This window comes from Mucilaginibacter sediminis (assembly GCF_051903035.1).
Lineage (GTDB): Bacteria > Bacteroidota > Bacteroidia > Sphingobacteriales > Sphingobacteriaceae > Mucilaginibacter.
This window is the reverse complement of record NZ_CP170602.1, coordinates 3,136,747-3,160,259: the sequence shown is the minus strand read 5'-3', so window position 1 is coordinate 3,160,259 and position 23,513 is coordinate 3,136,747. Positions and strand designations below refer to the sequence as shown.

At 41.6% G+C, this 23,513-nt stretch carries 22 protein-coding genes; 10 read left to right on the top strand and 12 right to left on the bottom strand.

All coding sequences use genetic code 11. The features are described 5' to 3' along the window. Positions 1 to 8: 8 nt before the first annotated feature. The 6 genes from ACFGVS_RS12520 to ACFGVS_RS12495 form a co-directional block, all read right to left on the bottom strand. Positions 9 to 1,265 (bottom strand): relaxase/mobilization nuclease domain-containing protein, encoded by a 1,257-nt coding sequence (locus ACFGVS_RS12520; RefSeq protein ID WP_439698881.1) that lies wholly within the window; start codon positions 1,263 to 1,265, stop codon positions 9 to 11. After that, positions 1,220 to 1,642: a plasmid mobilization protein gene (locus ACFGVS_RS12515; protein WP_439698880.1), complete on the bottom strand. Its 423-nt coding sequence runs from the start codon at positions 1,640 to 1,642 to the stop codon at positions 1,220 to 1,222. The genes ACFGVS_RS12520 and ACFGVS_RS12515 overlap by 46 nt, the downstream gene beginning before the upstream one ends. Before the next feature lie 177 nt (positions 1,643 to 1,819). Then, on the bottom strand, positions 1,820 to 2,080 hold the full coding sequence (locus ACFGVS_RS12510) for a hypothetical protein (protein WP_439698879.1): 261 nt from the start codon (positions 2,078 to 2,080) through the stop codon (positions 1,820 to 1,822). A 70-nt stretch (positions 2,081 to 2,150) separates the two neighbouring features. After that, positions 2,151 to 2,756 (bottom strand): nucleotide-binding protein, encoded by a 606-nt coding sequence (locus ACFGVS_RS12505; protein ID WP_439698878.1) that lies wholly within the window; start codon positions 2,754 to 2,756, stop codon positions 2,151 to 2,153. A gap of 193 nt (positions 2,757 to 2,949) precedes the next feature. Further along, positions 2,950 to 3,285: a hypothetical protein gene (locus ACFGVS_RS12500; protein WP_439698877.1), complete on the bottom strand. Its 336-nt coding sequence runs from the start codon at positions 3,283 to 3,285 to the stop codon at positions 2,950 to 2,952. A gap of 3 nt (positions 3,286 to 3,288) precedes the next feature. Beyond that, complete coding sequence (locus ACFGVS_RS12495) at positions 3,289 to 3,606, bottom strand: helix-turn-helix domain-containing protein (protein ID WP_439698876.1); 318 nt, start codon at positions 3,604 to 3,606, stop codon at positions 3,289 to 3,291. Positions 3,607 to 3,761: 155 nt separating this feature from the next. On the opposite strand from ACFGVS_RS12495, the gene ACFGVS_RS12490 reads away from it, so the two are divergent. Both ACFGVS_RS12490 and ACFGVS_RS12485 read left to right on the top strand, forming a co-directional pair. Beyond that, the gene (locus ACFGVS_RS12490; protein ID WP_439698875.1) at positions 3,762 to 4,445 is read left to right on the top strand and encodes a hypothetical protein; all 684 of its coding nucleotides are present in this window, start codon (positions 3,762 to 3,764) and stop codon (positions 4,443 to 4,445) included. 2 nt (positions 4,446 to 4,447) lie between these two features. After that, the gene (locus ACFGVS_RS12485; protein ID WP_439698874.1) at positions 4,448 to 5,284 is read left to right on the top strand and encodes an agmatine deiminase family protein; all 837 of its coding nucleotides are present in this window, start codon (positions 4,448 to 4,450) and stop codon (positions 5,282 to 5,284) included. A gap of 62 nt (positions 5,285 to 5,346) precedes the next feature. On the opposite strand, the gene ACFGVS_RS12480 is transcribed toward ACFGVS_RS12485, so the two are convergent. Then, positions 5,347 to 5,841 (bottom strand): hypothetical protein, encoded by a 495-nt coding sequence (locus tag ACFGVS_RS12480; RefSeq protein ID WP_439698873.1) that lies wholly within the window; start codon positions 5,839 to 5,841, stop codon positions 5,347 to 5,349. A gap of 438 nt (positions 5,842 to 6,279) precedes the next feature. Between ACFGVS_RS12480 and ACFGVS_RS12475 the strand changes: the two genes are divergently transcribed. From ACFGVS_RS12475 to ACFGVS_RS12450, 6 genes are all read left to right on the top strand, one after another. After that, positions 6,280 to 9,960, top strand: a complete 3,681-nt coding sequence (locus tag ACFGVS_RS12475) for an ABC transporter permease (RefSeq protein WP_439698872.1) — start codon at positions 6,280 to 6,282, stop codon at positions 9,958 to 9,960. Between the two features lie 415 nt (positions 9,961 to 10,375). Continuing rightward, the gene (locus ACFGVS_RS12470; RefSeq protein ID WP_090651215.1) at positions 10,376 to 11,251 is read left to right on the top strand and encodes an alpha/beta fold hydrolase; all 876 of its coding nucleotides are present in this window, start codon (positions 10,376 to 10,378) and stop codon (positions 11,249 to 11,251) included. A gap of 71 nt (positions 11,252 to 11,322) precedes the next feature. Then, positions 11,323 to 11,892: a dihydrofolate reductase family protein gene (locus ACFGVS_RS12465; protein WP_090651214.1), complete on the top strand. Its 570-nt coding sequence runs from the start codon at positions 11,323 to 11,325 to the stop codon at positions 11,890 to 11,892. A gap of 196 nt (positions 11,893 to 12,088) precedes the next feature. Then, entirely contained in the window at positions 12,089 to 12,382 is a 294-nt protein-coding gene (locus ACFGVS_RS12460) for a hypothetical protein (protein WP_274212128.1), read from the top strand. Positions 12,383 to 12,513: 131 nt separating this feature from the next. Beyond that, positions 12,514 to 13,062 (top strand): prolyl hydroxylase family protein, encoded by a 549-nt coding sequence (locus tag ACFGVS_RS12455; RefSeq protein ID WP_439698871.1) that lies wholly within the window; start codon positions 12,514 to 12,516, stop codon positions 13,060 to 13,062. A 246-nt stretch (positions 13,063 to 13,308) separates the two neighbouring features. Next, positions 13,309 to 14,097 carry an HAD-IIA family hydrolase gene (locus tag ACFGVS_RS12450; RefSeq protein WP_090651211.1) on the top strand — a complete coding sequence of 263 codons (789 nt, stop codon included), beginning with the start codon at positions 13,309 to 13,311 and terminating at the stop codon, positions 14,095 to 14,097. A gap of 168 nt (positions 14,098 to 14,265) precedes the next feature. Here the strand turns inward: ACFGVS_RS12450 and ACFGVS_RS12445 are convergent, their stop codons facing one another. The 3 genes from ACFGVS_RS12445 to ACFGVS_RS12435 are packed head-to-tail and all read right to left on the bottom strand — an operon-like array spanning position 14,266 to position 17,975. Then, positions 14,266 to 15,189, bottom strand: a complete 924-nt coding sequence (locus ACFGVS_RS12445; protein ID WP_439698870.1) for a DUF6607 family protein — start codon at positions 15,187 to 15,189, stop codon at positions 14,266 to 14,268. 41 nt (positions 15,190 to 15,230) lie between these two features. Next, positions 15,231 to 15,839: an HmuY family protein gene (locus ACFGVS_RS12440; protein ID WP_439698869.1), complete on the bottom strand. Its 609-nt coding sequence runs from the start codon at positions 15,837 to 15,839 to the stop codon at positions 15,231 to 15,233. A gap of 36 nt (positions 15,840 to 15,875) precedes the next feature. Beyond that, a complete protein-coding gene (locus ACFGVS_RS12435) occupies positions 15,876 to 17,975 on the bottom strand; it encodes a TonB-dependent receptor plug domain-containing protein (RefSeq protein ID WP_439698868.1) in 2,100 nt (699 codons plus the stop codon). Between the two features lie 98 nt (positions 17,976 to 18,073). Here ACFGVS_RS12435 and ACFGVS_RS12430 point away from each other — a divergent pair, with 98 nt between their 5' ends. Both ACFGVS_RS12430 and ACFGVS_RS12425 read left to right on the top strand, forming a co-directional pair. Beyond that, on the top strand, positions 18,074 to 19,024 hold the full coding sequence (locus tag ACFGVS_RS12430; protein WP_439698867.1) for a helix-turn-helix transcriptional regulator: 951 nt from the start codon (positions 18,074 to 18,076) through the stop codon (positions 19,022 to 19,024). A gap of 208 nt (positions 19,025 to 19,232) precedes the next feature. Then, the gene (locus ACFGVS_RS12425) at positions 19,233 to 21,128 is read left to right on the top strand and encodes a PAS domain-containing sensor histidine kinase (protein ID WP_439698866.1); all 1,896 of its coding nucleotides are present in this window, start codon (positions 19,233 to 19,235) and stop codon (positions 21,126 to 21,128) included. Positions 21,129 to 21,217: 89 nt separating this feature from the next. Here the strand turns inward: ACFGVS_RS12425 and ACFGVS_RS12420 are convergent, their stop codons facing one another. Beyond that, entirely contained in the window at positions 21,218 to 22,852 is a 1,635-nt protein-coding gene (locus ACFGVS_RS12420) for a SulP family inorganic anion transporter (RefSeq protein ID WP_439698865.1), read from the bottom strand. 4 nt (positions 22,853 to 22,856) lie between these two features. Further along, positions 22,857 to 23,510 (bottom strand): class I SAM-dependent methyltransferase, encoded by a 654-nt coding sequence (locus ACFGVS_RS12415; protein ID WP_439698864.1) that lies wholly within the window; start codon positions 23,508 to 23,510, stop codon positions 22,857 to 22,859. Positions 23,511 to 23,513: the final 3 nt, after the last annotated feature.

Below are 23,513 nucleotides of genomic sequence, written 5' to 3'. Positions count from 1 at the left end.
CGTATATTTTAAAGTGAGTGGCCTTTTCTTTTCTTCTTACGTTTATTTTGTTGCAGCCTGCCTATAGCGGCCATATCCTGATGTTCTTCCTTGAATAATATGTTTAGTAATGAATCACCTTCGCTACCGTTCGCGTTTGAGCCTGAAATATTGTCAGTGAATTTTGGTGCGCTGGTATCGCTATTTTCTTTCTTGAATATTGTTTGGTTGTTATTTATTCCGTTATTTTTAAACCAATTTATCAATGCTGCCGCGCTGTAAGCCTTGCCTAAATCACTACCGTTAAACACCGCTTTTGATACGTGATCTATAACAGTAATACCGTATAAACGGCCTTCTTCGTTCTGCCTGAAAATGACTTGAATGCCGTCTGCTTTTAATTTTTTTTGAAAATCAGTTTTTGAAACCGGTGTTAATAATGCTTTGTCAACCTTCGATTTTACCTGGTCTTTCAGCGGTTTACGCAATACCTCATTCAACCGAAACCGGTCTTCGAGCGCCTTCAAAGTTGGCTTTCCGTAGATGCTGCTTGCCTTAATTGGCACCCCAAGTTTGTTTCCGTTTGCATCAAGTACCCAATAAACCAACCCGTTTTTTTCATACATTCTTGAATCCTTAGACCCACGATCAGCGGTGATATTGTATTGATTTAGTACTGCATTCAGTTCAGGAATACTGGTAAACTTGTACACTTTTACTACTTGATTCACAACATTGGTGATTGATCTTTTAATTTCAGACTTGCCATAATCCACCTGTTCCAATGACTTTTTAATTACGTTTTGCTGTTTTCCCTGGTCTTCTGCCTTAACCAAGTTGTAAGTTAACTCGACCTGTTTTCTCGCACTTTCAGAAGCCCTGTTTGCGAGTAAATGAAAGCTGATACGTTTACCGTCAGGTTCAATATTAGTGGTTACAATGTGCAGGTGGGGGTGTCCGGCATCATGATGCTGGTAAACCAAATAAGGTTGTTTACCAAAACCTAATCCCTCCATGTAGTCATCGGCAATTTGCTGTAGTATATCTTTCTCCAGGTTTTCGCTGACTGCAAAATTTAACGAAACATGCAGCGCATTTACGAGCGTTCGCTCATTCCGATTGGTTAAATCAGTCAACCTTTGCATCTTATCAATGAACGTTAAATTGACCGGATCTTTTAGGTAGCCTTGGGCGGAAATTAGCTCCGCTTTACCCAACTTAACTTTATGTTCATTGTAATTTATTGCACCGCTGAGACTTCTTCCGGTTTTAATTTTTGCGACCATAAATCTGAAAAACTTTGCATACGTTCTTTGATCTGACCTATTGCAGGATCAACCTTACTGCCTATGATGGAAAGGAGATTTAGCCATAGGCGGTTATCCGCATTTCCGTGCGCACTATTAATTTGTCGGACTGCTTGGTTAAGATTATTGCCTATTGCATTTAACTCTTTTCGGAGCAATGCCAATTCTTCAAGCATCTCATCCATTGACTTATCGCGGTAAGTAACAACTACTGGTTTGCTTAATAATACGCTTCTGCAATACTCACTTAATTTATTAAAGCGTGTCTTTTTAAATGATGAATATATACACTTGTACTCGGCAGGTTTGAGCCTTGTAAGCAAAGTTTTTGATCTGTTTTCATCCTGATTTTCCATATCTCTTATCTTATAAAATCTGACTTTGGAAGATTTTCAAATGGTCCCGGACTGACTTCGGAAGGGAGGGCAAGATTTCGTTTGTAATACAAACGTTTATCTTGCTGATTGCTGTTAAGAGGCAATCTCATCCTTCAAGACTTTTTTTAATCTGCCAGCATTCAGTTAAAACCTGCATCATGTTGACTTCTTTAATTTGGCATCTAAGAAGAATTTTAAGGCGACAATACTGATGTCCTTTAAAGACGCATCATACTCTATTCCGTAAGATTTCATGCGCTTTAAAAGCGCCTTTGGAATCCACACATTTAACTGCACCTCTTCCTCTTTCACTGCGGTGCTTTGCCTGATCGGGTGGACTTCCTGTATGGGCGTTTTGGGAGTGTCCTTTTTAAGTTTGTCCGCTAACCCGCCCAGCTTGTCTTTATAATCTGTCATTGTAAACCTTTATTTAATTACCTCATTTCATAAGAGAATTTGACAATTACATAAATATGTAATTATGTAATTATGCACTGATGCGGTTAACGATTTCTTCGGCTAACGATGTTATTTCCTCTATCGCTTTGTTATCGCTTCCTTGCAGCACCCCTGCGGTAATTGACGACCTTGCAATGCTCACCCGGTCGTGAATCATGGTAGCCAAAACAGGAGTTTCCATGCTTTGCAAAAGACTGCTCACTTCTTTGGTTATACCTGAGCGGGGTTTAATCATATTCATTACAATGCCAGCCTGTATGTCTGGCTTTTTCACCTGCGCATCCTTCAATAAAGCGATAGTTGAGCGAATAGCCATTACGTCAAAAAAGCCTGCTTTAGTGGGTATCAATATAAAATCCGAAAGGCTGAATAATTCCGGTAGTTTGTTTGACAGGTAAGGTGGGGTATCAACTATAACCAAGTCGTATTCCAAACGTTTAATATCCTGCAATTGGTCATTACCTACAACTGCCAGGCCTGGCAACTCCTCTTTGATTTGAAAAAGGCTGCCCTGCAAATCCGTATCAACCAAAGCAACGTTTAATTGATCCTGAAAACACACTGCTAAATTCATTGCCAATGTGCTTTTTCCTACGCCCCCTTTTTGGTGGGCTACCGTGATGATCTTTCCCATGTTATGTAATTCTAAATTGTTATAAATACATAATGCTGTAAATGCACAATGCTGTAAATCTTTAAATACATATTTCTTCATTTGCAGAAGTCTTTAAATACATATTGCTGTAAACCTGTATTTCAATATTTACAGGTTTCTATAGCTACATAATTCTATAATTGCATATAACTGTAAATACAGAAATCTACAATTATGTATCAGGGAAGGCTATTCGTTTTGCTTCCTGACGTTCCAATAATTTTGTTTGCTGAATAGTATTGTAAATCCAGTCCTTTGCTAAAACTTTCCAATTTTTCTGCGGCCTGCCGGTTACGGTCTTCCATTCCATTTTTGCATAATGCTGAAAAAAGTTTAGGGCATCCGGCAAAGCCATGCTTTGCTGATTGAAATAAATTGCCACATGGCTGATAAGCGGCGGTAATTGGTGACCCATTCCATGATTTGTAGAATCAGCCAAAATGTCACCAAAAGCAGTATTTAGATTATGCTGGTGAATAACTCGCCGTTTCGCCCTACGCTTTAACATTATTTAGAATTTAATGACAGTTGCTGTCTCCATCAACCCTTCTATTTTTTCGGCATCATAATATGTTACCTTGCCTAATTTTGTAAAAGGGATTTTACCATTATCCCGCAAAGCCTGTAGCTTGCCGTGCGATATATTGAGCATTTTACGAACCTCCATAGCTTTTAACCATTTTTTGGTTTTCCCGCTCACTTGGTCTTTAAGCATAGATTTAATATCGGATAGCAAAAGGTCTTTAAATTCTAAAAGGTCACCAACTGTAATCAATTGGTCGCGAAACATCTTTCCCTGTTTATCGAAATGTGAAATAGCTTTTTCCATAATCAATATTTTATCCGACAAAATTGAAAAGGAACATTTTAAGTTTTTCACCACTCGTACATAACTTAGGTGTTTTTTTTTGAGAAAAATAAAATCCTAAAGTTCAAAATAGCATTAACTTGTGCTGGTAAATAAATACCGAAACTGATTATAAAATGGATTTTTTAAAGGTTGATTATAGTTCACAAGGAACAACGTTAGCAAGTTTTGATAACATAGCCGATAAGCTATCACGGGATATACAGCTAAAAATTAATGATGCTTTTTACAGGATTGTGGACTTTGAGTTTTACGCTTATTCTGAAACAATACCTGACCCGCACACATACAAACATGACTTGCAATTAGAGCCAAATAAATTTTATCTGCATGGATCTGGGGTTGACATTACTTTTGGCGATGGTAAAAATCACGGTGGAATTTTACTAAGAAGTGTGGTCAAGCTCTTTGACGGTTCGGATAAGTTAACCGGATATATGAAAAATCAAATTGACGGCCCCCAAAAGGTCGCTACAGAACTATTTTCAAACCTAAATTCACTAAATACTAATGGCGCTAATGATATTCGCATTATAGATTTGGAAGGACACAATCAGGATAATCAATTTTTCCCAGGTGAATATATATTAAAAACAAGCCGTGTAGGTCTAACGCCAAAGAAAACAGATTCATCGAACCATTACCTTAACTTAAATCTACGTTATATCATCATAATGCAAAGGTTCCCCAAATTCAAGCAAAAAGTAAAAGGCATTGAAACTATAATAAGAAGCAAAGTTGCCAGCGGGGAGTTAGATGCTGAAAAGGCGAAAATTATTTTAGGTTATACCCTCAAATAATTATGATACGGGATAATGAAACTAATTTTTTGTTTTTAGCGGATTGTCTGCAAAAAAAAAATCCTGTTTTCTGCAATAACTTTGTACAGTTGTTGGAGAACAATAACGTAAAATATTCCTATCTACCTAATACCAAAGATATTTGGGCGGTTGATTACATGCCTGTTCAGATCGATAAAAATTCTTTCATAAACTTCGTTTATAATCCTGATTATTTACAAACCAAGTCGGGTCTAAAATCAATTTCCAATGTTCATGAAATCTTATTGAATATAGGTAAAACTGCCATTGACAGTGATATAGTTTTAGACGGAGGTAATGTAATTAAAGGCAAAGATGAGGTGATACTTTGTGATAAGGTTTTTAAAGAAAATCCGAAATATGAAGAAATAAACCTGATAAAAAGGCTACAAGAAACATTTCAGGTCAACAGAATAATTTTTCTACCAACTCAAAGAAACGACTTTACCGGACACGCTGACGGCCTGGTTAGATATGTCAATGATAAAACTGTATTGATTAATAAGTATGCTGATAATGACCGGGTGTTTCGTTTAGCCATTAAGTTAGCATTGCATAATGCCGGATTGGATGCAATAGAATTGCCTTATAACCCTTATCAAAATTTGTCGAACGATTACGCCTATGGTATTTACATCAATTACTTGGAAATGGATAAAGTAATCGTTGTACCAACTTTTAATATTGCTGAAGATATTACAGCGATTAAATTGATTGAGGGTTTATTTCCTGCTAAAACTATAGTCACGATAAATTCTAATGAAATCGCTAAAAAGGGGGGCATTTTAAATTGTATTAGCTGGAATATAAAGGCTTGAATTTATTACATTTATACATAAATCTGTATTTATGTAATTGCAGGTTTATGTAATCAAATAATTCAGTTTTTAAGATTAGCGAAAGGACGTTTGCCATACTTATCAACAAAGTTCTTTATTAATCTAATTTCGTGATTACGGGGTTCTTCACCATCTAATATTTTCCAGGCTACAATTAAATCTTTAGAATTTTTCAATTGCCAAATATATCTTCCCCCACGATGGCCAACCGGTTTGCCCTGACCGAAATTTAAATATTCAGTTAAGCGAGATCTTAAAGTAGATTTGTTGTCGATCCCGCCAGCTTTGCCAATGTAAACTATATGTGATTTTTCTACCCAATTTAACGCTAAAATAGAAACACCAACATTTGGGTTTTTACCTTTGAAATAACCACCACAACCCACCTCTAAAAACTCATATTCGCTTACTGGTCGCACAATACAGTAAATGCCTCTTTGAGTAGGAATCAAGGCTTTATTTTCAGTCAATTCCTGAATGGTTTTAAAACCAGTAAAACCCAGTTCTTTTAATTCGTTTACCTCTTCGAAATGCATTAGTTAGTAATTAAAATTGCTTGCTTATAAAATCAAAAATAGTTATTGTAAGCTACATTTAGATTATATAGTATTGGGTATAAAATGTATATTTGTGAACATTAATTTTCGTTCTTTAAACGACATCAAACAAGTACAAATAAGTACAAAGTAAATCGGTGACCTTTTCGGTGACCCATTACAATTCCATCGTCGTAACTCATTGATAATTAGAGGCTGTAAGCCTTCAAAACATAATCCCAGCGGGATCACTTTTTTAAGCAAGTTGTCAACTAAGTTGACAACTTTTTTTATGACTTCGCACATAACAAACCGGTATACCTGAGCATCAAGAAATGTTTCGAATCACACCGAATTTAGGTGTTTTACTAAGGTGATCTTTGAATTTGTACCAGGATTTTCTTAGGTTTGGGATGGGGGCACAGCACCTAAACTCAATTGACACCACTTACATTCCATATTACTTTTTACGATATCGTGTTCTTCGCTGCTGCAATTATCAGCTTAACACTATCGCTATTTTTATGGATCGCCCCTAAAGAGAACCGCTCTGCTAATCGTTTGCTGGCTATCCTAATGATCATTGCTGCCTTGTGGATGTTCAAGATTTTATCGGCCGATATCGGTCTGACAAAATATAATCCATTATTGAACCGTCTGCCATTACGGTTTTCAATGGGATTCGGTCCCTTGATTTACTTTTACGTACGTCAAATAATTCAGCCGAAGGATATCTTCCGTCGCAAAGACCTGCTACACTTCATACCTGCGCTGCTTGAAATAAGCTTTCAGTTATTTAATTCAATACAAAATATAACTACAGGCAACACTATTTATGACAAATCTAATCCCGTATTGCAGTTATCCGCATTCCTGTCGGTCGCTATTTATTTATATTTTTCCTATACACAGATTGACAATTTTTACCGAAGCAAAAAATTCCACGGGAGCGACCGTTACAGGAACGAGTTGCTTTGGTTAGATCGCTTGCTTGCCGGCCTGGGCATGTTGTGGTTATTATGGATACCGTTTACAGCTATAGACTATTTTTATTACCATTATGAATTAAGCGTACAACATTATTATCCCTTGTACCTTCTTTTAATATCCATGATCATTTGGATAGCGGCAAAAAGCCATATAAAAACAGAATATGTTGAACGGCCCCATATGATCTTAAAACCATTATTACCGGCAGATCTGAAGCAAAAAGGATCCTGGTTAAAAATGGAAGTAAAGGAAAAAGGGCACTACCGGGATGCGGAATTAAGCCTGAGCTCTCTTGCTGAAAAACTTGGACTTACTACCCATGAGTTGTCCCGGATTATTAATACAGTTTTCAAAAAAAGCTTCAACGATTTTATCAATGAATACCGGGTTCGCGAAGTTGCGCTCAAAATGCAGGACCCGTCCTATAATCATATCACGCTGCTTGGTCTTGCGTATGAATCTGGCTTTAATTCACAAAGCAGCTTTCATCGTATTTTTAAGCAATTTACAGGCAAAACCCCTTTAGAATATAAAAGTCACCTTCAAAAAGTTCTCCCATCTTATAACTTGAGAGGTTTTACCCAAACTATGCCGCTAATATTGAGCCATGTAAACCCTCCGGGGTGGACGCATGAAAAATTAACCGGTAGTCGTATGTTTAAAACTTATTTTAAAATTGCATTCCGCGGATTTTGGAGGCATAAACTATTTACACTGATAAATATTATCGGTTTATCCATCGGTATAAGCGCTTTCCTGGTCATTTACCTTGTTGTACACTACGATTTTACCTTTGATAAATTCCACAAGGACAGCGACCGGATTTACCGCGTTGTGATGAACATATCATCTCAGGGACATAAAATCTATTCGAGTGGCGGACCCGGCCCGCTGGCTGAGGCGATTAAAAGCCAGGCCACCGGAATAGAGGAAATTACGCCTATATACACGTTGTCACCACATTTTGTCTATATCGACAAAGACAAAAAGGCACAAAAGCGGTTTAAAGACCCGGACAGGATAACTCTTGCCGATCAGCAATATTTTAAAATTTTTAATTATGTATGGCTTGCCGGCTCATCGCAACACGCGCTTGATGCACCCGACCAGGTAGTATTAACATCCCAACAAGCCAGGCTTTACTTCCCGTCTTTATCATACCATGAAATGATTGGCAAAGTAGTTACCTATGATACCCTTAAGACAACCGTTAGCGGCGTAGTTGAAACGTTTACCGAGAATAGCGACTTTACCTTTCATGATTTTATTTCCTTTAGTACCGCCACAACTAATAAACGGTTAGCTGACGATCTGCATATAAATAATTGGGGCAGAATATCTTCGGCATCAGAGGTTTTTGTAAAGCTGGCGCCTCGCACCGTGGCATCCGGGCTTGTAAAACAGATCACTACCATTTTCAGAAAAAATAATCTGCCGCGTGCCGAACAAAAAATGCCTGCGCCCATTGTAGACCTGGCCTTGCAGCCCTTAGATGATATTCACTTCAATCCCGACTATAATATTTTTTATTTCTCATCGCCGGCCAGCAAAACAACTCTTTACGGATTATTGACTTCCGGTATCTTTTTGTTGTTGCTGGCATGTATCAATTATGTGAATTTAACTACCGCCCATGCCGCACAAAGGGCAAAAGAAATTGGGATCCGCAAAACTTTGGGTAGCAGCCGGATGCAATTAGTAGTTCAGTTTTTAAGCGAAACATTTTTTATAACATTCTTCGCGGTTTGCATATCGATATTGCTTGCGCCAGTTATTTTAAAAATGTTTGCCGATGTTATATCCCCGGATATTCATGCCAATATGCTAAGGCCGGATGTCATAATCTTCCTGTTGATTTTAACTATTGTGATAAGTATTTTGTCGGGTTTTTATCCAGCAATTGTGTTATCGGGCTACAAGCCCGCATCGGTGCTAAAAAACCAGGTGCAGGGCAATAGTAATAAAACGCGAAATGCGTGGCTGCGTAAGTCGCTTACGGTTTCGCAGTTTGTTGTAGCCCAATTTTTTATAATGGCTACCATTTTGGTAAGTCAGCAAATTTATTACGCCTTACATAAAAACCTCGGGTTTAAAAAGGATGCCATCCTGCTTATTAATACGCCCTGGCAAACCAGTAAGGCCAGCACCAACCAGGTACTGCTGAACGAATTCAGGCTAATGCCCCAGGTTGCCCTTGTGGGTTTAGGTAATGACCCGCCTTCGGCTGATGCATTTAACAGGACGCGCATTACTTATAACGATGGAAAAAAACAAATTACAACAGAAGAAATAATAATTAAGTCTGGCGATGAGAACTACATTAAAATATATCAGCTAAAATTACTTGCCGGCAGAAACATAACCGAAGCCGACACCGGGAAAGCCATCATCATTAACAATACTTACGCTAAATTATTAGGGTTTACTGACCCTCATGAAGCTATCGGGAAGCAGTTGAATTGGTTTGGTGGCCGAAATATTAATATTATTGGCGTAGTTGCCGATTTTAATCAGCGGTCGCTGCATTCCGCCATTTATCCATTAATCATAACATCGGGCAGTCCAATCCCCCGGCCAATGATGACGTTACATGTTAGCCTGAAACCTGAAACCGCAGGCGGCAACGAATGGAAAACCGCAATTACAAATATGGGAAAGGCCTGGAAGAAGGCTTATCCCGACGATGATTTCGATTGCCATTTTTATGATGACACGATAGCCAGATTTTACGACCAGGAACAACACACATCAACCCTGCTCACCTGGGCAACAAGTGTATCGATATTGATTAGCTGCCTCGGGCTGTTAGGGCTTGCCATTTACACCACCAATCAACGAACAAAGGAAATTGGCATACGCAAAGTATTTGGCGCAAGCGTTGCTCAAATAGTAACCCTGCTATCAACCGAACTGATATCGCTTATTTTACTGGCTTTTATCATCGTAACGCCGATTGCATGGTACGCCGTAAATAAATGGATGGAAAGCTTTGCCGACCACGTAGCTATTAGCTGGTGGGTATTTGTTATCAGCGGCATAGGGATGCTGCTAACAGGATTATTTACCTTAAGTTTCCGAACAATTAGGGCTGGTATGGCCAACCCGGTGAAGAGTTTGCGAAATGAATAAATTTATATTGCCAGCATTAATTAACCTGTTATTTGAAACCAAATTAGTTCTATATCACTCTTTATGAGCTTACGTTCTTTGCTGCGATGTTCATCAAGGCCAGAAGTCTAAATCCGCAAATAAGCATAAATCAGATGGGAAATAGTTCGAAATTTGTAAAGTAGGGATCACCTGATGGGACAACTGAGAAGAAAAATCGGTTGTCCCATTTTTTTATTGTAACTTTCTTATAATCAGGAAAATTTCTTTAGTTTCCTTTCCGGCGGGGACGGTTTTGATCCGGTCTTAATCCCATATAACGGTAATGCTTTTGTCGCTATCCGCCCCTCAAAATGTCATTTTTACACAGCCCAAAATCCTGAAATGCCTTCTATCTTTGTTTTATCACTAAAATCAATAATTTAAATAACGCATCATGAAAAGAGTATCTAAAGGATATAATGTCCTAAACCTGGTGTTCATAATTGCTATGCTTTTTTTTACGGTATTTCAATCTAAGGGCCAACAGCTTAAACCTGCCGAAAGTGGCTATGCGCCTGTTAATGGCATTAAAGTTTACTATGAGGTATATGGTGAGGGTAAGCCCCTTGTTTTACTGCATGGTGCATTTTATACCATTGAGATGAATTGGGGGCAATTAATACCCGAATTGTCAAAAACAAGAAAGGTAATTGCTGTTGAATTGCAAGGACATGGGCACACCCCGTTTTCGGACAGGAAATTAGACATTGCTACCCTGGCAAGTGATGTGGAAGGGGTAATGGATTTTTTAAAACTTGATAGCGCCGATGTGGCAGGATATAGTATGGGCGGCTCTATAGCTTACCAGTTGGCGGCGAAAAGCCCTAAACGGGTACGAAAATTAGTGATCATATCTTCCACCTACAAAACTAACGGCTGGCTGCCGGTTATCAATAGTGGGTTTAAAGATTTTAAACCTGATTTTTTTGACAATACGCCTATAAAAACCGCATATGATGCAGTAGCGCCCGACAAAACAAAATGGAGAAAGTTTATTGAACAAATGATTGCTTTTGCCGCCGTTCCATTTGACGTGGGGGAAGCCAATATTAAAAAAATCACATCGCCGGTATTGCTTATATCAGGCGACAATGATGGCCTGGACAAGGTAGAGTTGATGAAAACGTACCAATTACTGGGAGGTGGCGTATCTGCCGATTTGGGGCCGATGCCAAAATCACATTTAGCCATTGTGCCTGCGCAGAGTCACGTGAGCCTGATGATGCAGACGAAAACAATAGCAGGTTACCTGGACGACTTTTTAAAGTAACCAAATCGACCCTGGTATTTTTAAGAGAGGAATTTTAATGTCAGATTTATCTATGAACTAACTATAAAAAAATGAGAAAAATCAGAATTTTTGAACACATCTCGCTGGATGGCGTGATAGAACATGACGGAGACTACACCTATGGCGCTTGGACAACACCCTATCGCAGCCCTGCCGGCGCGGCAACCCTCCTGGAGGCATACGGGCCGAAATTTGACCTGCTGCTTGCCCGCCACACCTACGATATATTTAGTAATTTTTGGCCTAATGCCGGAAATTTCCCTATGGCAAATGCTATCAACGCTGCAACCAAATACATTGTAACCCACAGGCCCGACAGCCTGGAATGGGGTCCGGTAGAGAATTTGGGCGAGGACGTTATAAAGGCGATTCGCGATCTCAAGTCAACAGAAGGGCCCGATCTGATCGTAGTGGGGAGTTCGACGCTAACGTCCGTGTTGCTTGACCAGGGACTGGCTGACGAGGTTGTACTCATTACCTACCCGGTTTTGCTTGGCCGGGGCAAACGCTTATTGTCGGATAGTATTGACGCCCGGGAGCTTGCTTTTGTTGACTCGAAAACTACGCCCACGGGCTTGCTCATCAACACTTACCGGCATGTTGGTCCGCTAAAATCTTAATATTTCACCGGCTTAGTCGGCTGAGCTTTCTGTATTTTTATTAGTAGCTTGTTCAGTCTGGCCGCTATATTACCAAATTCTTTAAGTAAAAGCCGTGATACAAATATTTCTGTAGCCACCTTGTTAACGCAAAGGTGGCTTTTCTGTTATTAAGCGTAAGATAATGTTTTGTATTTTGAGCCCCAAAATGATACCTATGAAAACTTTAGCCGACTTTAAAGCATCATTAAACTTAGCACAACCAGCTACCGGGTTGCCTGTGCAGTTAAAAAGCCTTTGGTATGATGGCAAAGGCGATTGGCCAAAGGCGCATGCCCAGGTTGATCATTTAAGCGATGAGGCATCGGCATTGGTACATGCTTACCTGCATCGTAAAGAAGGGGATATTTCGAATGCGGACTATTGGTATCGTAAAGCACGGCAAATGCGCCCCGACCTGTCTTTGGAAGAGGAATGGGAACGGTTGGTATTACAATTTCTTAATAAATAAATCAGGAGCCGCCAGAAGGGAACCGTTATAATCAGTAAGGTGTTGACGAGCTTTTGTACTATATTTGACGGGCGGAATGCTGTCCTGCTACAAAAACCATAAACGATAAGCCGAGATTTAACAACTACGTGATGCAACTCCGCGTTCTGACAAATGATATTTTCATAATTGAAGATTTTTGGAATCTCGAAGAATGTGACGACTTTATTTTTAAAAGTGAAGCTATTGGTTACGAACCTGCGACTATTGAAACAGAAGGCGGGCAAAAAGTTGTTACAAGTGTTCGTAATAATAACAGGGTTATTTATAAAGACTATGAGCTTGCCGATATACTATGGCTGCAACTAAAACCATTTGCGCCGAAACAGATTGGTTATAGTAAAGCCGTCGGATTAAATGAACTTTTTAGATTTTACAAATATCAGCCAGGGCAGGAATTTAAACGTCACAGAGATCAAAGTTACATCAGGAGTGATGGTGAAGCCAGCTATTACACCTTTATGATTTATTTGAATGAAGATTATGAAGGAGGGGAAACAAATTTTGGTAACCTGGTTATTCAACCAAAAAAAGGTTTGGCACTCGTTTTCTTACACAGTTTAGAACACGAAGGCAGGCCGGTAACAAAAGGTACAAAGTATGTTTTACGTACAGACATCATGTTTCGCCTGGGCGAATAAAACCTGACCTGTTAAGTCGGAAAAACAGCCTGGCCATGCAATTAACCAATGTCCCAAAGTTTTGTGGCATTGAAGGTTTAATATGCCTGAAGTGTTTTTGTAAACCTTAATCGTATTGATAAATTGTTAATAAATAAAGAAAATTGTTATTGAATTTTTAATAAAATATTCACTTTGTTATTAATGTCGTATATTTGGATATATAGAAGCCGGTCTTCTTACAACTTATAATTTAAAAAACATAATATGAAACAAGGACTTTTAATCGATATGGATGGTGTTATCTATAGCGGCGAGGAACTGATATACGGGGCGGATAAATTTATCAAATATTTAATTGACAGCGATATACCTTTTGCTTTTATGACCAACAACAGCCAGCGAACAAGCCTGGAAGTTGTACGTAAATTGAAAGGTTTGGGAATTGAGGTTCAGGACAAGCATGTTTATACCAGTGCTATGGCTACCGGGAAGTTTTTGGGCGATCAGAGCCCTAACGGAACAGCCTACGTTTTGGGCGAAGGGGGTTTATTGAGCAGTTTGCATGAAAATGGCATTACACTGGTAAATACCGATCCGGAGTTTGTGGTTTTGGGCGAGGGCCGCAATTTTACGCTGGAGATGGTTCAGCGTGCGGTAGATATGATTTTGGCGGGAGCCAAATTTATTACCACCAACCGCGACCCCTCTCCAAAAAAACCAGGATGGAACAATTTAGGGATTGCGGCAACTACCGCCATGATTGAAGAGGCAACCGGCCGGAAGGCTTTTGTTACAGGCAAGCCAAGCCCGGTAATGATGCGGTCGGCCCGTAAATTTCTGGGGTTGGAAACAGCCGAAACCACTGTAATAGGCGATACGATGGAAACCGATATACAGGGGGGCGTGCAAATGGGTTACAAAACAATCCTGGTTTTGTCGGGGATATCAACTAAAGACAGGCTTGCGCATTATGCATTTAAGCCGGATATGGTTGCAAGTTCAGTCGACGAAATAAAATTCCCGTTAAAATGGTGGGATAAAGTTCCCGGTTAAATATTGGTGCATGCTATCGGGGGCTTAATCATGAAACCCCCGATGCCTGCTTTTTTTGGGTAAGCAATTACGGATATTTATGCTGTTGCCGAATTTGAAAAATTAGTGCCTGCCTTACCGCATTTTCCGGATAAATCTGGCGGTAAGCGCAGGACTTTGTTTCTTAAATTAAATAGCCGCCAAATAATTTTCGATCACCTTGCTGATTTCCAATTTATTTTTAACAGTATCCCATTTTTCTTTTGCCGACTGGTCGGCCAGGTCAAACAGCCTTTCATACAGCAGCTTTCCATCTGTTTTTCCTTTTAGTTTTACCTGTGCATGCTGTGCATAAACCTGGTCCCAAACCTGCCTTACAGATGTCCAGTAAGACTTCCGGGTTTTCCACCAGCCTTTGGCATAATTAAATTTACTTTCATCCGCTTTGGTAAATTCTTCGTAGCCCTTTTCTCGTACCAGTAATTTATCTTCGGTGACCGAGCGGATAATTTTTTGGTTATCCTGCTCAAACATCCAGCCGTTGGCTGTCAGGTAAATCCGGTTTCCCCTCCTGAGTACGTTATAATCGTCGCGCTTGGTAAACTCCCGGCGAGGCAGGGGCGCATCACATTCGCTGTGCCACTCATGCCTGCTATCAGCATGTACCCATGTGCCTATACTTTCATAGCGTGGGCTGTCATCAACCTGGAATACTTTTTGCACCCAGCGGCCTTTTACTTCGGCTGGTTTTAAGTTCACTTTTTTCCAGGTATTGTCTTTGTCAAAAGTTACCAGGTTGTTTTCTTCGTAAACCCAATCCTCGCGCCAATGCTTAATCACAGAGGTATCGCCGGTAACCAGGATATGCTGGATCACAATTTTTTTTGGCGATTCTTCTTCAACCACAGCCCATTCATAACCGGATGAATGATATTTAGGATGGTTTTTGTAAGCGGTATCGGGCGCAAAAGTTTCCGAATAGTCAAAGGTTACTTTATAAAAACCGCCGAGCGAACGGATGGCCGCGCGGTCCTGTTCCATTTTTGATTGCGCGTAAAGGCCGGCTGCAGCCAGTATCAGCAGGCCCAATGTTAAACATATTTGTTTTTTCATGATGATTTGAAGTGTTTTATTTGTTTCTTTTTTAAAGCAAACTATTGTAAACTGGTTGTGCCATCGCCCTGGTAAGCAAAACGGAAGGTATAATAACGCGATGCCGGCCTGGTGGCCAGGTTGGCAAATTCGGCAGTTGTTGTGTTTGGGTTACCCTTGTAATAACTTATCATTTCAACCTTGGCATAGTTGCCCGCCGATGTTTTAATCACGATGATCTTCCCTGGCACAGTAAGGATGGCGTGCTGTGGCTCGGTGGTGGCCGTGTAGGTGTACCATCCCGATATGGCAGGTGCGCCTGTTGCATCTGTCTGATAACCGGCGGTTGGCGCGGTAGCCAAAGTTTCAAAGGTGCTGCTTACTATTTGGGCCTGGGTAGTTCCGGTGCCCGATGTACCGCCGTTTATAAATATGCTTGTCCCCTTAAATTTAATATCCCATTTGGTTGTGGCCGTATCGGCGCCGGTAATTTGCGCGCCGGTTGAAAGGCTGTAATAAACGGTGGCAGTTGAGCCGTCAAGATCGGTAACTGTTTTTGTGGTGAGTTTACTTACTGCCGGAGTAACGTCATCGCTGTTTTTACTGCACGATGATGTCAGTAAAATGATAGCGCTGCTTAATGCCAATGATAAAGTTGCAAATTTGTTCATGTGTTTTATTGTTTGAATTGTTATTTGATTTGTGTGTTATTTTTTATTGAAATTGTAGGCTACCCCGGCGTAAATGAGCCTGCCCGGCAGGTTAAGGATAACCTGGGTGTCTTTATAGTTCAGCAGGTTTTGCGCGGTAAGCTGTACCCTGATGGCATCGTTCAGAAGGGGCTTTGATAGCGACGCGTTAACAAGCACGTATCCTTTTGTATATTCATCATCGCGGTTTACAATGCCGTTTCCATCGGTATCCTTATAACCGTACCTGCCGCGATAGATGGCCCTTATGGAGGCGTTGATGCCTGTTTTATTTTCCTGGTAGTTTACACGGATATTGTACGTGTATTTTGACCGGCCGAGCAACCCGCCGTAGTCGCTTCTTTTAATAACTTTAGTAAGATTGGTTTCGGGATCTTTGGTAAAAACCTTACCCGCGACTATCTGGTCCAGCACTTCCTGGTCATATGCTTCCAGGTATTGAAAGCCGCCTGCCAACTGTAGCGACTTAAATACCTGGTAGCTCAGATCGGTTTCAGCACCCTGCGTGTAAACTTTATTGAGGTTGAAGTAAGAGAAAACAGATTGGCCATTGGTTTTTATGGCTATAGCCGCAGTTTCTATCAGGTTGGTGATATTGTTGCGGAACAGGTTGGCTGTCCAATAGAGTTTGCCTGTGGGTTTATACCGGAATCCCCAATTAAAAGCGGTGGAGCTTTCGGCATTTAAACTTTTAAGCGTAGTAGGATCAATCAATATGGTTTCAATTTGCCCGGCCTGCTGTAAGCGCTGTATACCTGCGCTTGCTTCTTCGTAACCAAAAACACTGTAGCCAACCTCGGCATTGGTAAAGTTTAAATAAAGCTGGCGAAAATCGGGGGCCTTATAACCTTTACCAACCGACCCTAACACCGTAAATTTTGGACTAAGTGCATAGCTTGCCGCCAGTTTGGGGCTTAACTGCGATTTGTAAACGCTGTGCACATCATACCTGCCACCGGCAATAATATCCAGCTTTTTTACCGGCAGCCAGTCGGCCTGGAAGTAGCTGTAGCCGGATGTGAACGATTGTAGTTTGGTGTAGCGTGTAGCCTCAACCGTTTCATACTGGCCACCTGCCCCGGCGGTTAGTTTCAGGTTATCCTTTAAAGCGTAATCATTCTGCAGTTCGGCACGGTTAAAGGCCTGGTTAAAATGGGTCTGGTCGTATACAGACTGGTCATCCTCATATCTTACATCCGATTTTGTTTTATAGGTTGAGCGGTAAAGTTGTAAGGTGGAAAGTAGCTTATCGGTAAAGCGATGGGTTATTACCGGTGCTATGTTAAAATCTTTTTCGGTACCCGTCCCGGCTGCATACCGATTTTCTACAAGATACCTGCTGTCCTGATCATTCGTGTAATACCTTACCGAAAGTTTGATGGTTGTTCTATCGTCTATTTTGTAAGATGTTTTACCATTAAACGTATAGCCCGCGAAGGGCGAAACTGTAGGCAGGCCTGATGAAGGCTGCAATGTATAACCGCTGCTGCTGTAACGGTTGGCAAAGCCCGAAATGTAGAACCGGTCATTTTTGTAGGCCGAATTTAAGCTAATATCTGCGGTATTATTGGTACCATACCTGGCTGCCGCCCCGCCCGATATTCCCTTTACCGGATCGGCAGTAATGATATTTACAACCCCGGCCATCGCTTCACTGCCGTACAGAGAAGATGTTGGGCCTTTTACAATCTCAATACGGTCGATATTATTAATGGTGATCCTGGAAAGCTCCAGGATACCCGTATTGCGGCCAATTAAAGGTAGTCCGTCTATCAAAATCATGGTATAGGCAGGGTCAAAGCCCTGAATCTGTATGCCTTGTCCGTGCGGGTCATCTAAAATGGTTATCCCGGTTTGCTCGGCCAAAATCTCGTTCAGCCGTACCAGCCCTTTTTTCTTTATTTCGTCGGCTGTGATGCGGGTAATTGGTATTGGCACCTGTTGCAGGCTTTTCTGGGTGCGGGTTCCGGTAACCACTACTTCTTTCAGCTGCTTAATATTTGCTGTATCCTTTTTTAATGTATCCCGCCTTTGCGCATAGGCCATATGTAATGTAAATGACATGGCAAAAGCGCAAAGGATATATTTTATTTGCATTTATTTAGACTAATTAAAAATAATGATGCAAATTTGAGCGATTTACTAACAGTATGATAACGCCAGCGGGATTTTAATAAACGCGATACGGATTAATAATGATCAGGATTACTTCTGCCTTATTGGATGATGATGTTTACCATTTTGATGGTATTTTAAGGGATAAAGCCTTATTTAATCAAACCGGGAACTGGGGCCACGTAAGCATTATCACCGTAAAACTGACTGATATCCATTTCTTTGTGATCGATTTCGAGAGTGATAAAATATGCCCGGCGACTGTGGAGATTGATACCTTATGCCTGATGATGAGCTTTACCTTATCAGGGCCAACACAACCAGGTTTAGCGGGCTTCCCATTTTGTGAAGGTGAACACAATAGCCTTTTTTCGCCCGGCCAGTTAAAATTTAAGGCCAGCCTTCGGGGCCATTTATTACTCTTTGTGGTTTGTTTCCTGGGAGATAGTTTGAAAAAAAGTATACCGGGTGCAATTGATCCCGAACAATTGGAGTTGCTGCAAGCTAGCAGGCCAACCACGCTGCAAATGAGCCAGGCTATTCAGGGCATAATGGCTAATATTGAAAAAAGGGGGAACCATCACATTTATTTTGAAGCAAAGGCATTGGAGTTACTTTTCCTTGAATTGGAACAGGTGGCAGCTTTAGCCGGGCAACCGGCCAATTCATTTTTGAAAATGCACGACCTGGAGCGCATTAACCAGGCCAAAACCATAGTGGAGGAAAATTTGTTAAACCCCTGCTCGCTTATTGAACTGGCGCATAAGGTAGGCCTTAACGATTTTAAACTAAAAAAAGGTTTTAGAGAAGTTTTTGGGACAACGGTTTTTGGCTATTTATATGATTTACGGATGGACAAAGCGAAATTGCTTTTAAAAGATGGAAAGCCGGTAAGGGAAGTGGCTTTTGAGGTGGGGTATAAAAATGCCCATCATTTTACAACGGCATTTAAAAAGAAGTTTGGTTATCTGCCCAGCAAAATTAATAAGCTTTTGGGGCTGTTGGTTTTTATGCTTTCGCTTGCTGATTAGTGTTACAGCCATTCCGGGTGTCAGTCAGCAAAAACAAAAAGACTCCGAATGCAAAAAATGCGATGATATTATCTAAACCGGCCACGTTGGCGGTAAAATATCGTCAGGTATTCGGAATTTGTTATTAGTTAACGGATTGGAAAATTATTTAAGAGTAATCTAACTGATATTCACTTATCTTTATTTTTGAGGAAAATGTTGTGACTTTATGCAAATAATCAACGAATACAATTTATCCTATATATTGCGAAATGCGCCGGTAGGTATTTGCATAGTGGATGCGGCCACCCTGGTGGTCGAAATGGCTAATGCTCATTTTTTGAAATTGACCGGTAAGCCGGAAGAGGCAGTTTTGGGGAAGCATTACCGGGAAATATTTCCTTTGGACAGGCTTGATCAGGATGAAATGATCCTTAATAAAGTCGTCCAGGAAGGTCGCCCATATACCGCCAGTGAAAGGGAGATGCTGCAGTTACATGACGGTGAGAAAGAAATGGTAATGGTTAGTTTTGTTTACTCTCCAATAAAAAACAGCGAAGGTAGTGTTACCAGCTTAGCTGTATGGCTGCTGGAGAATACCGCGCACGGACTGAATGAAGAACTGGCCGCTACCAACGAAGAATTTGCTGCCGCCAATGAAGAACTTGCCGCGGCTAATGAAGAGCTGGCGGCCACCAACGACGCGTTGATTGAAACCCAGGCCAACCTTCAGCGGAGCGAAAAATTGTTCCGGTCAATTGCCCTGAATATTCCCGGGTCGCTGATTATGGTGATTGACAGGAGCCACCGGTATATAACCATTGAGGGTGATATCATGGAAAAGATGGGTTTTGACCGGCAGAAATATGAAGGCAGGCATCCCTCGGAGGTTTCGCCCGAACGCTATGAAGCCTCCCGCCACCTATATGAAAGGGTGATAAACGGCGACCAGTTTTCGATTGAATGGAAAACTGAGGACGGCGAATTTTATATTGTACATTTTGTACCGTTAAAAAACGAACGAAACGAAGTAGATGCGGGCCTGATCATTACCCTTGATATTACCGGCATTAAGCAGGCCGAAGAAAAAAGCGCGAAGCTGGCCGCAATCGTCCAATCATCTGACGATGCTATCGTTGGCAAAACACTGGAAAGCGTGATAACCAGTTGGAATGCAGCAGCCGAACGGATATTTGGCTATACGGAAGACGAGATGATAGGCCAGACAATTTATAAGATTATCCCTTCTGACCGCCAGGATGAAGAGCCTCAAATACTGGCCCGTTTAAAAAAAGGAGAGCGGGTAGATCATTTTGAAACCAAACGCCTAACCAAAGACGGGCGCTTACTGGATATTTCATTAACAATTTCTCCCATTAAAGATGCGCAGGGCAATATTATTGGTTTATCTAAAATAGCCCGGGATATTACCGAAAAAAAACAGGAAGAGCAGCGGAAGAATGATTTTATCGGGATGGTTAGCCATGAACTTAAAACACCGCTCACCTCGCTTAGTGCTATCATCCAAATGGGCACCACTAAGCTCAGGAACAGCGAGGACGAATTTTTATCCGGCGCCATGGAAAACGCCAGCCGCCAGGTTAAAAAGATGACCAGTATGATCAATAGTTTTCTGAATATTTCGCGGCTGGAATCGGGGCAACTGCTTATCGAAAAAGAACCTTTCAGGCTTGATGAACTACTGCGCGAAACCCTGGAAGAAACTAAACTCACCGTGAGCAGTCATATTTTTAGCCTCAATGAATGTAACGATATCACGGTGAATGCCGATCGCGATAAAATCAGTTCTGTTATCTCCAACCTCATCAGCAATGCGGTAAAGTATTCGCCCCGGGGAAAATTAATTGACATTCGATGCCAAACTGAAGGAAAAATGGTGGTTGTGAGTGTAAAAGATGAAGGGATAGGCATTAAAGCATCAGAAATTGACCGGGTATTTGATAGGTACTATCGCGTTGAAAATCGCGATTTACGTCATATTTCAGGTTTCGGCATCGGCCTGTATCTAAGCGCTGAAATTATTAAAAGGCATGATGGCAAAATATGGGCAGAAAGCGAAAGCGGCAAAGGCTCTACGTTTTATTTTAAGCTGCCGCTGGCCTAATGAAATAATAACAGTTTTTGTTTTAGCGTGCTTTATACCCGATGGGTTTTACAATCTTAGCAAACACAGGTCGGCCCTTATTGCTGATTTTAACCGGCTTCCAAAATACTGTTAGCGCGCTTTAATGCGTTTTCAAAAGTATCTTTAACGTTTCCCTTACCAATCTCAAATAATAAACGCGCTTTTTTCAGCTCACTCATAACCTGTTCGCTGGCAACCTCGGCTAAAACCAGTTTTGTTCCGTTGTTTTTTGTTGCTGAATGAACCTCGCGCAACACCCTGATGCCGGTAGCATCAATAACCGGCACGTTCCGCATCCGGATAATCAGCACGCGGGCCGGATTTTCAATTACCTTCATCGCATCCTTAAACTTGTAAGCCGCGCCAAAAAATAAAGGGCCGTTAATCTCAAAAACATCCAGGCCTTTAGGCATATCATCCTGATTAAATAACTCGCCCGGCAAAACATCCGCTTGCTGTACAGAACTGGCCTGCATCATTTTCCGCATAAACAAGAATGCGGCCAGGATCATGCCGATCTCGATTGCCACTGTCAGGTCAACCAATACAGTGAGCGCAAAAGTGGTAATTAAAACTACGGCATCGCTTTTGGAGCCCTTAAGTACCGATTTGAAACTTTCCAGCTCGCTCATGTTCCAGGCAACCACAACCAATATTCCGGCCAATGTCGGCATCGGGATCAAGGCAGCCCATTTGCCCACAAACAGCATAATAATTAATAAAGTGAGTGCATGAACAATACCGGCCACCGGTGTTCTGCCGCCGTTTTTTACGTTGGTGGCCGTCCGTGCTATAGCCCCGGTGGCAGGTATCCCCCCAAACAGCGATGAACAAATATTGGCCAGCCCCTGGGCAATCAATTCTGTATTGGATCGGTGGTTTCCGCCGGTCATGCCATCGGCCACTACTGCCGATAACAGGGATTCGATACTGCCCAGCAATGCAATGGTAATGGCCGGCCTTATTAATTGCTGAATGGTGGCGAAACTGACACCGGGAATTACCGGCCGGGGCAGGGATGACGGTATAGCGCCAAAACGACTGCCGATGGTTTCGACTGGTAAATGAAAAAAACTAACGGCAAAGGTGGTAACCAGGATGGCAATTAGCGAACCAGGCACCCTGTGTGTTACCCTGGGCCAAAGCAAAACCAGGCCCAGGGTAACCACCCCGATACCCGCCGCGTATGGATTGACCGAAGAAATATGCTGGCCAAAAGCCAGCCATTTGCTGATAAAATCGGCGGGAACGCTGCCCATATGCAGCCCCAGGAAATCCTTAACCTCCGAGGAAAAAATAATGAGCGCTATGCCCGTAGTGAAGCCGGTAATTAAGGGGTAGGGGACATATTTGATGGCATTGCCTAATTTGGTAACACCCATAACAATTAACAATACACCGGCCATAAAAGTGGCGATGATTAGTCCGTTGATGCCAAATTGCTGTACAATGCCATAAACTACCACGATAAAAGCCCCTGTTGGCCCGCCTATCTGTACCCGGCTTCCACCCAGTGCCGAAATGATTAGACCGGCGATAATGGCTGTGAAAATTCCCTTCTCGGGCGATACGCCGGAGGCGATGGCAAACGCTATAGCCAAAGGCAGGGCCACAATGCCCACAATGGTTCCGGCAATCAAATCTTTAAAGAATTGTTCTTTCCGGTAATGCTTTAGGGTATCTATGAGTTTGGGCTTAAACATCGGCTTATTCTTTAATCCACATTTTTAATAGCCTGCTGTAGGAATTGTTTACCAGCTGATAACCAGGCGGAACCTGGCCGCCGGGGGTATGAAAGGTAACCAGTCGCGTTTTTGAAGGCTTTTCGGCCAGCATTTGGTAAACCAGCCTGCTATACTGGTCATACAGTTCAAAGGAAGTTTCAACAGCATAATCTATGCGGCTGTCGGGCTCAATATTTTCGTAAAATGAGTTGTAGAAATAAAAATGATCGTAATTGTTAAATTCCAGTTCAGTCAGGTTCCCATGCATAAAGGTTACATTGGGTAAATCTACCCCGGCTTTGGCTGTCTCGGCAAAATTGTATAGTTCGCGCCGCTGTTCAATACCCGAGAACGTTGTCTCGGGATGGAAAAAACCGGCTGTGATACAAAATTTGCCAACGCCGCTGCCGATATCCAAAACCCTGGTATTAGGAATGGCCAGGAAATTGCCCGCTATTTTGGCAATCTCCACGGGTGTCCAGTGCATTTGCGACAGCTTCCGGATGTGTTCGGGATACAACTCGTCAAAAGCACTGTCATGGTAAAACAGGGAGGGGTTTAATACCTCATTAAGCATTCTTTTATTTTTAGAAGGATGAAAATTTTTAAAAACGGGGATAAAAATTGGAGCTTCCATCAG